This window comes from Dictyobacter formicarum, assembly GCF_016587435.1.
The window spans coordinates 215,571-228,264 of sequence record NZ_BNJJ01000002.1 but is presented as its reverse complement, the minus strand read 5'-3'; the positions used below and the strand labels follow the sequence as shown (position 1 = coordinate 228,264).

General features: G+C 52.6%; 14 protein-coding genes and 1 pseudogene. 10 read left to right on the top strand and 5 right to left on the bottom strand.

Going from position 1 to position 12,694, the window contains the following annotated elements:
* Nucleotides 1–52 precede the first annotated feature (52 nt).
* Both JMI88_RS03515 and JMI88_RS03510 read right to left on the bottom strand, forming a co-directional pair.
* Nucleotides 53–232 (bottom strand): hypothetical protein, encoded by a 180-nt coding sequence (locus JMI88_RS03515; RefSeq protein WP_201360350.1) that lies wholly within the window; start codon nucleotides 230–232, stop codon nucleotides 53–55.
* Nucleotides 233–246: 14 nt separating this feature from the next.
* Entirely contained in the window at nucleotides 247–627 is a 381-nt protein-coding gene (locus tag JMI88_RS03510; RefSeq protein WP_201360349.1) for a hypothetical protein, read from the bottom strand.
* Between the two features lie 281 nt (nucleotides 628–908).
* On the opposite strand from JMI88_RS03510, the gene JMI88_RS03505 reads away from it, so the two are divergent.
* The 5 genes from JMI88_RS03505 (at nucleotide 909) to JMI88_RS03485 (ending at nucleotide 5,322) form a co-directional block, all read left to right on the top strand.
* Nucleotides 909–1,124, top strand: a complete 216-nt coding sequence (locus tag JMI88_RS03505) for a hypothetical protein (protein ID WP_201360348.1) — start codon at nucleotides 909–911, stop codon at nucleotides 1,122–1,124.
* Nucleotides 1,085–1,891: a hypothetical protein gene (locus JMI88_RS03500; RefSeq protein WP_201360347.1), complete on the top strand. Its 807-nt coding sequence runs from the start codon at nucleotides 1,085–1,087 to the stop codon at nucleotides 1,889–1,891. Before JMI88_RS03505 ends, JMI88_RS03500 begins: the two co-directional genes overlap by 40 nt.
* Before the next feature lie 133 nt (nucleotides 1,892–2,024).
* The gene (locus JMI88_RS03495; RefSeq protein WP_201360346.1) at nucleotides 2,025–2,648 is read left to right on the top strand and encodes an RNA polymerase sigma factor; all 624 of its coding nucleotides are present in this window, start codon (nucleotides 2,025–2,027) and stop codon (nucleotides 2,646–2,648) included.
* Nucleotides 2,602–3,741 carry a HEAT repeat domain-containing protein gene (locus tag JMI88_RS03490; protein ID WP_201360345.1) on the top strand — a complete coding sequence of 380 codons (1,140 nt, stop codon included), beginning with the start codon at nucleotides 2,602–2,604 and terminating at the stop codon, nucleotides 3,739–3,741. The genes JMI88_RS03495 and JMI88_RS03490 overlap by 47 nt, the downstream gene beginning before the upstream one ends.
* Before the next feature lie 189 nt (nucleotides 3,742–3,930).
* Entirely contained in the window at nucleotides 3,931–5,322 is a 1,392-nt protein-coding gene (locus JMI88_RS03485; RefSeq protein ID WP_201360344.1) for an outer membrane protein assembly factor BamB family protein, read from the top strand.
* 175 nt (nucleotides 5,323–5,497) lie between these two features.
* Here the strand turns inward: JMI88_RS03485 and JMI88_RS03480 are convergent.
* From JMI88_RS03480 to JMI88_RS40550, 3 genes and pseudogenes are all read right to left on the bottom strand, one after another.
* A protein-coding gene (locus tag JMI88_RS03480) for an IS630 family transposase (RefSeq protein ID WP_201360310.1) occupies nucleotides 5,498–6,684 on the bottom strand; the annotation gives its coding sequence in 2 pieces (ribosomal slippage) (nucleotides 5,498–6,243 and nucleotides 6,243–6,684; 1,188 coding nt in all).
* A 91-nt stretch (nucleotides 6,685–6,775) separates the two neighbouring features.
* Nucleotides 6,776–7,507, bottom strand: a pseudogene (locus JMI88_RS03475) (IS630 family transposase); the annotation flags it as partial.
* Complete coding sequence (locus JMI88_RS40550) at nucleotides 7,495–7,743, bottom strand: helix-turn-helix domain-containing protein (protein WP_373323758.1); 249 nt, start codon at nucleotides 7,741–7,743, stop codon at nucleotides 7,495–7,497. The pseudogene JMI88_RS03475 and the gene JMI88_RS40550, both read right to left, overlap by 13 nt.
* 10 nt (nucleotides 7,744–7,753) lie before the next feature.
* On the opposite strand from JMI88_RS40550, the gene JMI88_RS03465 reads away from it, so the two are divergent.
* The 5 genes from JMI88_RS03465 to JMI88_RS03445 all read left to right on the top strand — a co-directional run bounded on the left by JMI88_RS03465 (nucleotide 7,754) and on the right by JMI88_RS03445 (nucleotide 12,531).
* A complete protein-coding gene (locus JMI88_RS03465; RefSeq protein WP_201360342.1) occupies nucleotides 7,754–8,470 on the top strand; it encodes an IS6 family transposase in 717 nt (238 codons plus the stop codon).
* A 371-nt stretch (nucleotides 8,471–8,841) separates the two neighbouring features.
* Entirely contained in the window at nucleotides 8,842–9,792 is a 951-nt protein-coding gene (locus JMI88_RS03460; protein WP_201360341.1) for a DUF6585 family protein, read from the top strand.
* 932 nt (nucleotides 9,793–10,724) lie between these two features.
* Nucleotides 10,725–11,237, top strand: coding sequence for a hypothetical protein (locus JMI88_RS03455; RefSeq protein ID WP_201360340.1), 513 nt, complete (start codon nucleotides 10,725–10,727; stop codon nucleotides 11,235–11,237).
* A 95-nt stretch (nucleotides 11,238–11,332) separates the two neighbouring features.
* Nucleotides 11,333–12,241, top strand: a complete 909-nt coding sequence (locus JMI88_RS03450; protein WP_201360339.1) for an ISAs1 family transposase — start codon at nucleotides 11,333–11,335, stop codon at nucleotides 12,239–12,241.
* Nucleotides 12,229–12,531 carry a transposase gene (locus JMI88_RS03445; RefSeq protein WP_201360338.1) on the top strand — a complete coding sequence of 101 codons (303 nt, stop codon included), beginning with the start codon at nucleotides 12,229–12,231 and terminating at the stop codon, nucleotides 12,529–12,531. Before JMI88_RS03450 ends, JMI88_RS03445 begins: the two co-directional genes overlap by 13 nt.
* Nucleotides 12,532–12,694 lie beyond the last annotated feature (163 nt).

Genomic DNA, 12,694 nt, shown 5'->3' with positions numbered 1-12,694 from the left:
ATTGTATGCTCAGGACAGGAACGTTTACAAGACAAGTGGAGAATTTTCAATGTCATTTCAACCAGCCGGACCAGTTCTGGCTTGCAGTCTCTCTGCTATCCCACCAGAACGTCGTCAGTTGTATCACGCGACGACTCAACGGATCTTGACGAGTGTTCAAGAAGTGCGAGAGGTGACGACAGGGTATGCTTGGCGGCTTCCCTCGGCTCTGCCAACCTTCGAGGCTCTGCACATTCTCCTGGCGCATCAAGCGCGCTGGCTTACCCCTCGCGGGAAGAATTCGCCCACGGGGAGAAGCAGGCCTGCAAGTGAGAGGACGATAAACACGATCTGGTGGATATGCTCTTGGCCGGGAGGCAATCCGCCCAGAAGGTGCGCTATCCAGAAGATGGGATAGTACCAGAGAGTAAACCAGGCCCAGCGTTCACGGCGTCTGTACGCGATCACGGTTATCACGACACCGAATAAACCCATCCCAATCAAGGCCACGCCGATCGCTCGGAGGGACAATGGGTCACTCGAAGCGGGCCACGCAGTGACGATCAGTCCGAAGACGAGGATGGCGACTCCGGTGATTGCGAGCGAGACCCATGCGATCTTGAAGAGGACGCGCTCTCTCTTTATCATGGCAAACTCTCCTTCTCAATAAGGAGCTGGAGTGGTGTGTGGAGAGTGCAACGAGAGATACCCACAAACAAGGCTCTTGGCCCACAAACGTATGAGGGTTTGCGTTGCACTCATCTGATAGCATAGCAGGCAAATGATGTGGTGTCAAGGTGCTGTTCAATTCCGGGTGCGACTCAGGTTTTTGCAAACCGGCTGGGAGCGCAAGTGAGATGGCGAGATAGATTGCGCCTGGCGAGTTGCGAGGGTGGAGAAAAATATCCTTGGGAAAGGTGCTACCTGTTATGGGTCAATGGTTCCAGCAGCTGCTCGCGAATGCGAAGTATGGTTCGGTCAACGATGCCACTATTCAGGGCTATTTGCGCGCGGCCAGCCAGATTGAGAGTGTCTGGCAGCAGATTGACGACAAAGCAGACGAACTTATTTTGCAGGGTTTGCCCCCTGGGAGGCGTATACCAGGATGGCCTATGCTCTGGCGTTTATCCGCGCCTGCCGTATGAATGTTGTCTTTGTGCAGGAGCTACTCAACGCCGAAACAGCCACTGGTAGCGCGAATGCGGGCTATTTGCCCAAAATCACCTACGACCAGGCTTTGGCGCCCTGCGAACATATTGAACCTGCTATCGAGGAAGCTATCAAAGCTGCCACGAATCCGCGCTATGTCCTGCCGCCCTCAGCTCTGCCGCTCGCATTTGGACCGCATATTGCAAGCATCTCAGCCAGCCTGCCTTTGTCTCATTTGCAGGGCTTTATTCGTGCGGGCCAGGAGATGAAGGACTGGACTGCCGGGCTGCTGGCAAAGTATGAACTGGCGCTGCACGTGGCGCAACAACCGCTACCGCCGGATGTAACAGCGCACCTGGAGCAAATGAAAAGCGAGCTTGAACTGGGCGATTTCCACCTGCGCACTGGCATGGATATGGTGGGTCAGATCAGCCAGGGCAAAGTAGCGGAAGCGCTTCACCAGAAGACCGAGGGCTTTCTCTGGGAGGAGATGGAGAGCTTTTACCGTGTGAGCCAGTTGCTCGCCCTGGTCATCACTGATGGAGAGGCCGACGACACAGCATCCTTCAGAGATGTCGTCAATCGCGCTGCCGGGAATATGTACGTCGTACTGGCCATTATCGGTCATGGAGCCGAGCACGACATGGCGCTGCGGGCCTATCAACAAGTCGAGGCACAGAACGCGCACGTCAAAGTCCTGCCTTTCGCTGGCGAGACAGACCCCAGCGTCATTTCCAATGCCTTGTTCCGCATGATCGAATAGACGGTACAAAAAAGTTCCCTCAGTGGTAGCCATATGAGTCATCCCTGAGGGAACTTTTTTTGGGTTTTTGGTTTTCTATGAGGTAGAAAGGTACAATCGCTAAACGTATGATGATCTTTTGATAGGAAATTCTATGGATGATGATGTCTTCGCGCTAGCGAAATTGTTGGCGACCAATCTTGATCGCTATTTCCCAGAGCTTGTGCATACTTACCAGCATACCCTGTACACCTTTGCCTTGCGTCTGAGCGAGCGCTCCCAGGATGCCGAGGATATTGTGCAGGAAGCGCTCTTGCGGAGCTATATCGCGCTTTCGCACTATCCAGCAGAGCATATTCGCGATTTACAACTCCGCCCCTGGCTTTACAAGCTGACGTTAAATGTTTTTCGGAATAGCCGGCGTGGCCTACATCGGGCGACTTTCTCGCTCGAAAGTACCGAGGAAAGCGTGGTGCTGGAGGTACCAGATAGCGAGAGTGTCCAGCCTGAAATCTGGTATGACCTGCTGGAACGCCAGCAGGAACTCGCAAACGCACTCTATCTGCTGGCTGATCACCATCGAGAAATTATCGTCTGTGTTTATTTTGAACAGCTCTCCTACCAGGAAGCAGCCACGCTGCTGGATATAGCGCCTGGGACTGTTCGATCTCGCTTGAACCGTGGGATAAAAGCCTTGCGGATCATTCTCTCTACAGAAAGGGAAAAAAACTATGAAACCGCGCGAAATATTACCTCAAGCAACTTTCCAGGCGCCTGAAACGCTGTCAGTGGGCTTACAGGCCCGGCTTGAAGCATATCAACAGGCTCGCGCAAACCTTGCCATGTCCGAAGAACTTGAGAAGGCCTTGAGCGATCCGCGCTGGGAAGTCCGCTGCGCGGTGGCCGAGCGCCTGAGCGCTCAATCGCCTCGCCGGCACATCGAGAGCGCTCTCAACGACAAGGATCACTGTGTGCGCCAGGCAGCCGTGCGTGCTCTGGGGTGCGCGGGGTCTGACGCGCCGCTGGACCTGTTGCAGGAGCGGCTGCGTGATGAACACTGGCAGGTGCGCGAGGTTACTCTGCTCACAGCGGGCGAATTTCATCTTCTGCTGCCCATATCCATGATCGAGGATCTCCTGCACGATGAAAGCGAGCCCGTGCGCCAGGCCGCGCGCTATGCCCTGGAGCGCCTGCAAGATGAGAAAGATCGGGTAGCCTCGCTGCCAATACATCTTTTAGAAAGGACAAAACCATCTTTATTTGCGCGATCGACGCCCAAACTCTCTGTTCCAGCGTCGAACTCTCCAACTCGGCGACGCAGGTTCTCGCCGCTCAAAGCCGGTCTCCTGGCGGCGGCTCTGCTGGTAGTGTTCGCGGCATTGAGCGCGGCTGGCTTCGGCCTGGGCTGGTGGTCCCCTCTGCTGGGAAATCCTGATCAATATACCACCCTCAACCAGGAAAAAACTATTGACGGAGTGACCGTGCGGCTCCTCAAGGTCTATCTCGACCAGGGGCGCACCGCGATCGTTTATGACACATTCAGCCCCGCGACAAAAGATCCTTTCCGGCAAGATGGTTCAACGCTTACCAGCGCTTATCCGCAAACGCAGGGTGCCGTAACCGGTGGCGGCTATGTGCAGATCGATAAACAAGATCCACAACTCAGGCACATTTATACCGTCTATAAGGCTTTTGTGGTCCCCGCCAGCGTGGATTCGCTCACTGTCACCTGGACCGTGACCATGGTTTCAGGCGAACCTAAACTGGGGACAGGTCACAGCCTGGCGTTCACATTTTCATTCAGCGCGCCTTTCCACCATGTGAACGATCCTCATGTCACCGATCCCTATAAATCTGGGGCCGGAGCCTGAGGAATACCAGACGATAGCATGAATTGTGCGTCTGGCCCGCTTCTAGCAATGAAGCTCATCAGTGGGCTGGCTTGGAAATCTTCGCTCACTTCAGAAGCGCTTCCCGGAGACCCCTTCATAGATCCGCAATGATCGAATTACCAGAAGGGGGCCAGACTCGAATTATGAGAAAGAAAAAGGAGTTAAACTATGCAACAATTGGAAAAGCCAGATGTTGTACCGCATCGCAAACGTCTCTTCTCTGGAAAACGCTGGTTCGCGTTTTTGCTGGTGATGGGGAGTTTGCTGGGCGCGAGCTTGCTGGCTTTGTCTGGGTTTCAGCATAACGTATCACGCGCCGCGCAGGCGAGCCTGCCGGGGTCCAGCGGCACAACACCGACTCAGACGAGCCAGCAGGCCAATTCTTTGATCCTCTTTGAGACATATGAGTCCACAATTATTCATATCACTGCTCGCTCTACACGCGATGGGAAGGTTGCCTGGACGAGCAGTCATCAGTATGAGCACGCTGATTATATTGCGCGTGGGAATGGGATCAGCTATGCGCAGGCTGGCGACGAGATTTTCTTTATTTCAAAATGCCAGCTCAACGCGGTCAATGCAACCAGCGGCACAGTGATCTGGCAAAAAGATCTGCTGCAAGCGGGCCAGACCTTTTGCGAGTATACGAAAGTGTTGTTTGATGCTGAATTTGATAGAATCTATGTTGTTGGAGCGGTCAGCACGGAAACACTGACAGAGTACCCGGTCAATCCGGGAGAGCAGCCCCTCGTCCAGCTTCCGTCGACCTCGCAACCGCGCCTCTTAGCCTTCCAGGGCAGCACAGGCCGCCAGCTCTGGCAGAATACGAGCATCGGGGTTGTCATCGATGGTTTTCTGTTCACGGCCGACTTTGCGGTTGATCGAGGGATCATTTATACCACAAAATCGCCCATCGTCAAAACTGCCGATGATCGCAGGTTGATTGCTCTGGATGGGCAGAACGGCCAGCTGCTCTGGCAAGATCAGCGCCCTGGCGAAGAAAGCATGTCGCTGATAGCCGGGGATGGAATTGTCTATACGCTGAGCGCGCTGTTCAGTGCGGATCGCCAGAGCATCGAGGGGTTTACCCTGGCGGGTTTGCAGGGCACGAGCGGAACGCCTCTCTGGTCTCATCCATTGAAAACGGACGCGAGTAGTCCACTGATCATCACACAGCATACGCTGGTGGTCCAATCCTTTACCCAGACCGCTGTGCAAGGCACCTATCACATACAGCTTCATGGTTATGACCTGGAGACAGGGAGCCAGACCCTGTTCAGCAACATCGGTCTGGTGCAGAATCACGTTCCTGTTGCTCCAACCATCGCCGCCGATAGCTCAAATGTGTATCTGGCGCTGGGCGGAACCGAGGTCGAGGCCATCCAGCTCAGTGACGGCAAAATGCTCTGGAAAACAGGCACCTTCGGGAGCATTGGAGGCCCATTCCAGGTCGCGGATGGTCATGTCACCTTCCTCAATCGGGATGCAGCCAGGGCCGTCTTTCTGGTAGCGCTTGAGGCCAGAGACGGTAGCGTGGCCTGGCAGCAGCAGATTGGTTAGAAACGCATAAATAAATTCACCTTTCAATGGAGTCAAACCCTTCCATGAGAAGAGCGAGATGGGACCATGGCGCCCATCTCGCTCTTCTCATGGAAGGGGCATAAGTGATTCTGCTTATGGGGTGGAAAAATGTCGGTTGTGTTGCAAAAATGCTGGTGAATGTGGTAATGCTCTGTCAATCATGCTTTGCAACGTTGCCTGTTGGAGAGGGTGACTTCTTTTTCTCAAGGGATGGGTAAAGCCGTTTGAGCTTGATACGGGCATCAGCGGTGGTAAAACGCCAATTGACCGTGATGGCCTCCTCATTGCGCTTCTGTTGCCAGGCATGAACCTCACGCTCCAGTTCCTCCTGGGTTCCAATGCGACGAGAGAGACACTGGCGCGCCAGGGCGGAGAGCTCAATCTCAGCCATGTTGAGCCAACTTCCATGCACAGGAGTATCATGGATTTCCAACGTGCGGAGGATGCGACGTGCCTCAGTCGGAGGAAAGGTCTGATACAAAGCAGAGGGCGTGTGGGTACTCAGATTATCCATCACGAGCACGATCTTCTCGGCATCGGGATACTCAACATCCACCAGTTCACGGATGAAATGGGCCCAGTCCTCGCTCGTCCGACGCTCTGTCACGTTGACAAAGCGTTTGCCAGCCAGCGGTTCACACGCCAGGAAGATTTTGCGCATGCCGGCAGCTTCAAAGGTGTAATCAACGCGTTCTGGTTGCCCCGGTTGCATCGGCAGGGGCTCGCGTTTGTCCTGCAGGAGTTGTTTGGCGCTTTCATCCATGCACACCTGGGGAAAACGAGGATCATAGAGACGCGTGTAGACTTCCAGCACATCTTCCATGCGCCAGACAAAGGCGGCGCTGGCTTCGGGAGGAATACACCAGCATTGTTTTAGCCAGGGCTTGAGTTCATTTTTTTGAGCGTTTTGCGCACAGTTTCGTGGCTCACCTGCTCGACATAGCCCAATTCCACGAGCCGATTGGCCAGCAAACGCAAGCTCCAACGGGCTTGTCCAGTCGGGCAGGGACTGCAGGAGAGCGCAATGAGATGGGCTTCTTGCTCCCCATCCAGGGCTTGCGCTCGCCTTTGCGTGTGAAGACGGTGGTTGAGGGCATCGTCCAGGCCATGATTGACGAAGCGCTCGCGAATACGGATCACGGTGTAGCGGCTCATCTCGAAGGCCTCCGCCACTTGCTCATCGGTCCAACGGGGACCAGGAGCATTGCGATCGATTTTCAAAAGAATACGAGCATGCGCTTGTTGTCTCACAGGAGCTTTGCCGCCAGCCAGCAATTGCTGTAAAAGGAACCGCTGTTCTTCACTCAACGCGACTTCATACTTGTGTGGACGCTCTCTCATCTGTCTCTCCTAGAAAAATAGAATGGAGTTTCCAGGATAACAGAAAAACTCTCCTGTTGCAAACCATCCTTGACAGAGCAGTAATGCTATGTCAATCATTCTTTGCAACAGTCTTCTTTGAAGTGGAAGACTTCTTTTTCTCAAGAGAGGGGTACAGGCGTTTGAGTTTGATGCGTGCATCAGCGGTGGTAAAACGCCAATTGACGGTGATGGCCTCCTCATTGCGCTTCTGTTGCCAGGTCAAGACCTCTCGCTCCAGTTCCTTCTGTGTCCCAATGCGACGGGAAAGACATTGGCGTGCCAGAGCAGAGAGCTCAATTTCGGCCATATTCAGCCAGCTCCCATGGACGGGCGTGTAGTGGATTTCCAATTTCTTGAGGAGGCGAAGGGCTTCCGACGGAGCAAAGGTGGAATACAAGGAAGATGGTGTGTGAGTGTTGAGATTGTCCATCACCAGCACAATTTTCTCTGCCTTCGGATAATGGACATCGATGCGTTCACGAATGAAATGAGCCCAATCCTCGCTTGTCCGGCGCTCTGTCACGTTGACGAATCGCTTGCCCGCCAGCGGCTCGCCCGCCAGAAAAAGCTTGCGCATCCCTCCTGATTCAAAGGTGGAATCCACACGCTTGGGCTGCCCCGGTTGCCCAGGAAGACTTTCTCGCTTGTCCAGCAGCAGTTGTTTGGCGCTTTCATCCATACACACCTGGGGAAAATGAGAGTCGTGGGGACGCGTGTAGACTTCCAGTACATCTTCCATGCGCCAGACAAAGGCTGCGTTGGCTTCGGGAGGAATGCGCCAACACTGCTTCAACCAGGGTTTGAGTTCGTTTTTTTCAGTGTCTGGCGCACCGTTTCATGGCTGACTTGCTCCACATAGCCCAGTTCCACCATCCGATTGGCGAGCAGGCGGAGTGTCCAGCGGGCCTGACCTTGCGGACACGGGCTGCACGAAAGGGCAATAAGATGAGCTTCTTGTTCTCCATCAAGGGTGCGGGCTCGTGTTTGGGTATTGTCAACTTGACTGGGAGCCTTCTTGAAAGCTGGGCAATATGATATAATACGCCTTATGAAAAAGAACAGCTCAGCTTCTCCTTACAGGGGATGCCGCTTCTCACCCGCTGTTATCAGTCATTGCGTGTGGCTCTCTTTCCGTTTTTCCCTCAGTTTCCGTGATGTTGAAGAGCTCATGGCAGAGCGTGGGGTCGTGCTCAGCTACGAAACCATCCGCCAGTGGTGTCTCACATTCGGCCAAACGTACGCCAATGAGTTGAAGCATCGACGCTCGAGGTCGGGAGACAAGTGGCATCTGGATGAGGTGTTTGTGACGATCAATGGCAAGCGAAGCTATTTGTGGCGCGCGGTGGATCAGCATGGCAACGTGCTCGATATTTTGGTGCAGCCTCGACGCGATACAAAGGCCGCCAAAAAGTTCTTCCGCAAGCTTCTCAAAGGGCTGGGGTACGTGCCTCGCGTGATCATTACTGACAAGCTTGTGAGTTACGCCGCTGCCAAGAGGGAAATTCTGTCCAGTGTCGAACACCGACAGCACAAAGGCCTGAACAATCGAGCGGAAAACTCCCACCAACCCACTCGACAACGAGAGCGGACGATGCGACGGTTCACATCTCCTGGCCATGCGCAACGATTTCTCTCGGCCTTTGGACCAATCTCTGACCATTTTCGACCAAGAAGACATCGCCTCTGTGCTTCAGATTATCGTACCCTTATGCAGGAGCGCTTTGAGGCCTGGAACGATATCACCGCAAGAGACAGGGTCGCATAGCAAGCCCATTTCTCTAGTTTCTTCCTTGTCACTGTTCTCCCAACAAGCTTTTCCTCAGAACGACGCTCTTTCCCATACAATAACTTGACAACACCAATAATAGTCCCACATGTGGCATTGCTGATCTTGAAAGGGAAAATTCATTATGAGTAAAATGTTAATTTGCATAATTTGGACATTGGCCGTTCAAATTGATGGTTAATATTTCACAATAAAAACTCATCAATAAAATCTCTATACCTATAAATAGGAGTTTTTGACTACACTATGCAACATATTTGTACCAATGCATTGAGCATCCTATCAACATGTACTACGCTTGCAGTATAAATTACTACTAAATAATTACACTTGACTGAAGGGAGAATACTGTGACCCAATATCCACCACCACCCCCATCTGGAGGCTATTCAGCTCCCCAGACGCCAGGAGGTTATGCACCACCCCCCATGCCAGGAGGTTATGCACCACCCCCCATGCCAGGAGGTTATCCGTCACAGATGGCGGGCGGCTATCCAGCTCCTCAACAGGCGGAAGGTTATGCGTCTCTCCAGGCACAAGGACGTTATACACCCCTACCGGTGCCTCCAGAGATCGCTCAACAAGTTGCAACCTTTCAACTGGGCACCCTTACACAGGTCTATAAAGCGAATTCCATCAAACTATTATTCGCTGGTGCCGTACTGCTGCTCACTCTTATAGATATTCTTCTCTCACTGGGCGGTAATCCCAACATTATCGGGCTTCTTGCCCTGTTGGCCTTAAGTGCATACTCCATATATTATCTTGTAGTAAACTTTAACTTAAAAGCCTATGTCTTTTCTGAGGGGCTTGTACGAGCCAAAGGTAGCCATGTAGATGTGATGTGCTGGGAACATGTCGAAGCCGTATGGGAAAGAATCGTCAAACACCGTTATCGTGGCATTATAACCATCTATACTTCATATAATTACACCGTGCGCCGCAATGATGGTGCTCAATTCAAATTTCCTAGCGCTTTAAAAAGTAACAAACTACTGGGCGAGGCTATTCAACAGGAAGTTACGCGCCGCCAACTGCCCAAAGCCATTGCCGCCTATGACAGTGGTAGCCCGGTGAACTTTGGCACTCTCACTGTCAGCATGCAGGGCATAAGCAAAGCAGGAGTATTAATACCCTGGAACCAGTTCGGACAGGCGAACTTCAGACGCGGATGGCTGCTTATTCGCAAACAAGGCGACTTGCTAGCCTCCATCAGAACCAGAGCCTCCACCATCCCCAACCTGCAAGTGTTCTTGCAACTCGTTGAACACGGTCGCAGGAGAGCGATCGGAGGCTATTAACTGCATCTCTTAGCAATCAATACATGGGTTGCGAAACGGGTTGGGGGGCACTGCGCGCCCAACCCGTTTCGCAACTGTGATTTGACAGTCTCTTTGTCCGAACTCTTGACGGATATCCTGTCCAGCACTTGGCTCTACAGGCCAGTTGAGATCTATGCCTAAAATTGTTATTGTTTAGCTTTTGACGCATAAACAGGAACTCCGTCAACTTTGATGAATACTGCCTGTCTGCTAGAAGGGCATCATCCTGATATACTCATCACCAAGGGATTTGTACATGTAATTTCTTGATCAAGGATGAGGTGTCAGATGGAAGGGTCTCTCTCGCTCCCTTTGAGTGATGGCTTGGTAATCGATCAAGTAAGCCGGAAGGAACATGTAGGATATCATCAAATGTGTCTGTAATCCCCGACAAAACGTGCTTCATTCCCACAAAAAGTATCGTTGATCTTCGAGCATGCTTGCACGAGGCCTCGTCTCTCCCACAAATACTGTCGCGTGCCGACAAGTGTTTTTGTATCTTTTTCCTCTTTCTTCATTTTTTCTTGCTTTCTGTGTTCTTGTTCTGGGAGAAGCCATGCGCAGGGAATGCGCAGATCGTCATTGTTGCAGGATAAGGACAGGAATGATGAGAAGGAGACAGGATTGGTGGTATCCTACGTGGCGGGCATGTTTTTTGTCCTTTTTGAAGGATAGCGGGAGTGGTGTCTGTGGGTGTGCGTCCAGGGCTGCATGTTTCCCACCATTGGTGTCTTTTTAGCTGGTGAAGATGTCTGTGTATGGGTGATGAAGGCCTCTCTCCCTGACACTTTTCTAGAGGAGAGAAAAATAGACCAGCAAAGCAGTCAATATGGGGGAAAGGAGAGAAAAAAAACCCATGAGATCGTCAGTTCAAGCAGAACAAACTCACCAATGCTTGGAGGACGATCTCAATGGATGCGTCGGTCCTATTATGGAAACAATGGCATAAGCAAGTCAAGGACCTTTTTGGTCCAATGCATGGACCCCAAAAGAAAACATTGGCCTTCTTCGTGATCGGCATCGTGCTTTCTGGGACAGCCGTGTTGCAACGCATGGCAGAACGATTGAGTGAACATGGCATCAGCACGGCGAACATGCCGAGCATTGAACGACGGCTCGCGCGCTTTATTGCGAACGATCGCATCGAAGTGCACGAAACATGGAAGCAGTTTGTGGCACACATCTTGCCATTCTGGAGCGAGAAAAAGCTACGTTTTGTGCTGGATATGACGCCTTTCAATGATGATGCCACCATTGTCTATGTGGGATTGCTCGTGCATTCCCGTTTGCTGCCGGTGGCTTGGTCTACGATGCCAGCCAAGACGAAATGGCAAGAAGGCCAATGGAGCATTGTCGAGCGTTTGCTTGATGTAATCATCCCACATCTGGGCAAGGCAGAGTGTACTTTAATCAGGGCTATTTAATTCTGTCTCAGAGAGAAGAAAGAACAAACAAAAAGGATCACTGACTGCTACAATGAGTTTACCAAAAAATGCTCAGAAAGCAGGAATGATCCTCAATGACGCCTATTATACCGCAAGAAACTATGCCATTGGCTGGATGGAAGACGCAGAAAGAGATTCTTTCGATGTATGCTGCGATGCAACAACTCACCGATGGACGCCGCAAGCAAGGAACGCGCTATCCGCTCGCGCTGGTGCTGAGCTATGTGCTCCTGGCCAAAGCGGCTGGAGCCACATCCTTGCAAGCGATCAGTGAGTGGATCCGCTTGCGGGCGCATTGGTTGCAAGAGATGCTTCCAGGAGTGGGGGAGAGCTTTCCGTGTGCCGCCACCTCCAGCAAAGTGTTGCGAGCCGTCGACGCTGAGCAGGTCAATGCAGTCTTGATGAGTCTGCTGACGCGTGTGCAGGCTGCAGAACGAGAAGCGGGTCAACAGCAACATATCGCGGTCGATGGCAAAACGTTGCGGGGAACCCAGCATCATGTGGCAGAGGATCAGAAGAAGGTGCATCAGATCACGATGTATGAAGTCCATACGGGCGTGATCCTCAAGGAGCAAGTCGTGCAAGAGAAAGAAGGAGAGCAACGTCGGATAGGCGAGTTGCTGCAACCGCAGTGGGTCAAAGGGCGCATTGTCAGCGCCGATGCCTTACACACGCATGCCTCGGTGTGCTCCCGTATTGTGGCCTCAGCCGGAGACTATGTGCTCTTCGCCAAGGGCAATCAACCGACCTTACAAGAAGATTTGCAGCTCTTTTTCAGCGAGCCATCGACGGACTGTCGAGATTGGCGGGAAGGGGAAACGCTGGACAAAGGACATGGACGAAAAGAAGTGCGAACGCTGGTCGCCAGCACCGAGCTCAACGACTTTCTGGGGGAGAGTGGCCAGGGGTGGCCCAGGTCTTTCGCCTCAGATGCCGAGTCACCAAAGCGCTGTATTGCACGCAGGAGTGGGTGTATGGGATAACCAGCCTGACCCCGTCCCAAGCCAATCCGCAGCGGTTGCTCCAACTGATCAGGGATCACTGGGCCATTGAAAATCGGCTCCATTGGAGGCGTGACATGACGCTGCGAGAGGATCTCTCTCAACTCCGCAAAGGCACGGCCCCTCGAACCATGGCCATTCTCAATAGCTTTCTGCTGGCCTTGTTTGACTGGCTAGGCGTGACCAATGTCGCAAGCCAGATGCGCATCTTCGATGCCCAGCCGATTTTGGCCCTGCGTCTCTTTTTTCTCTCTTTGCAGAGAATTAAATAGCCCTGATTTCATCCGACGTGAAGTATACCAGGTTGATGTGTCCTCGTGCTTTATTGTGAAGTGCCGTCCCTGCGCATGTCCCTCCTCTTCGGTCAAACCCACCCTCGCCAGGGGAGGCGTGGTAAAGACAATACTTGGAATTCCTGTAATAAGCACATCAACA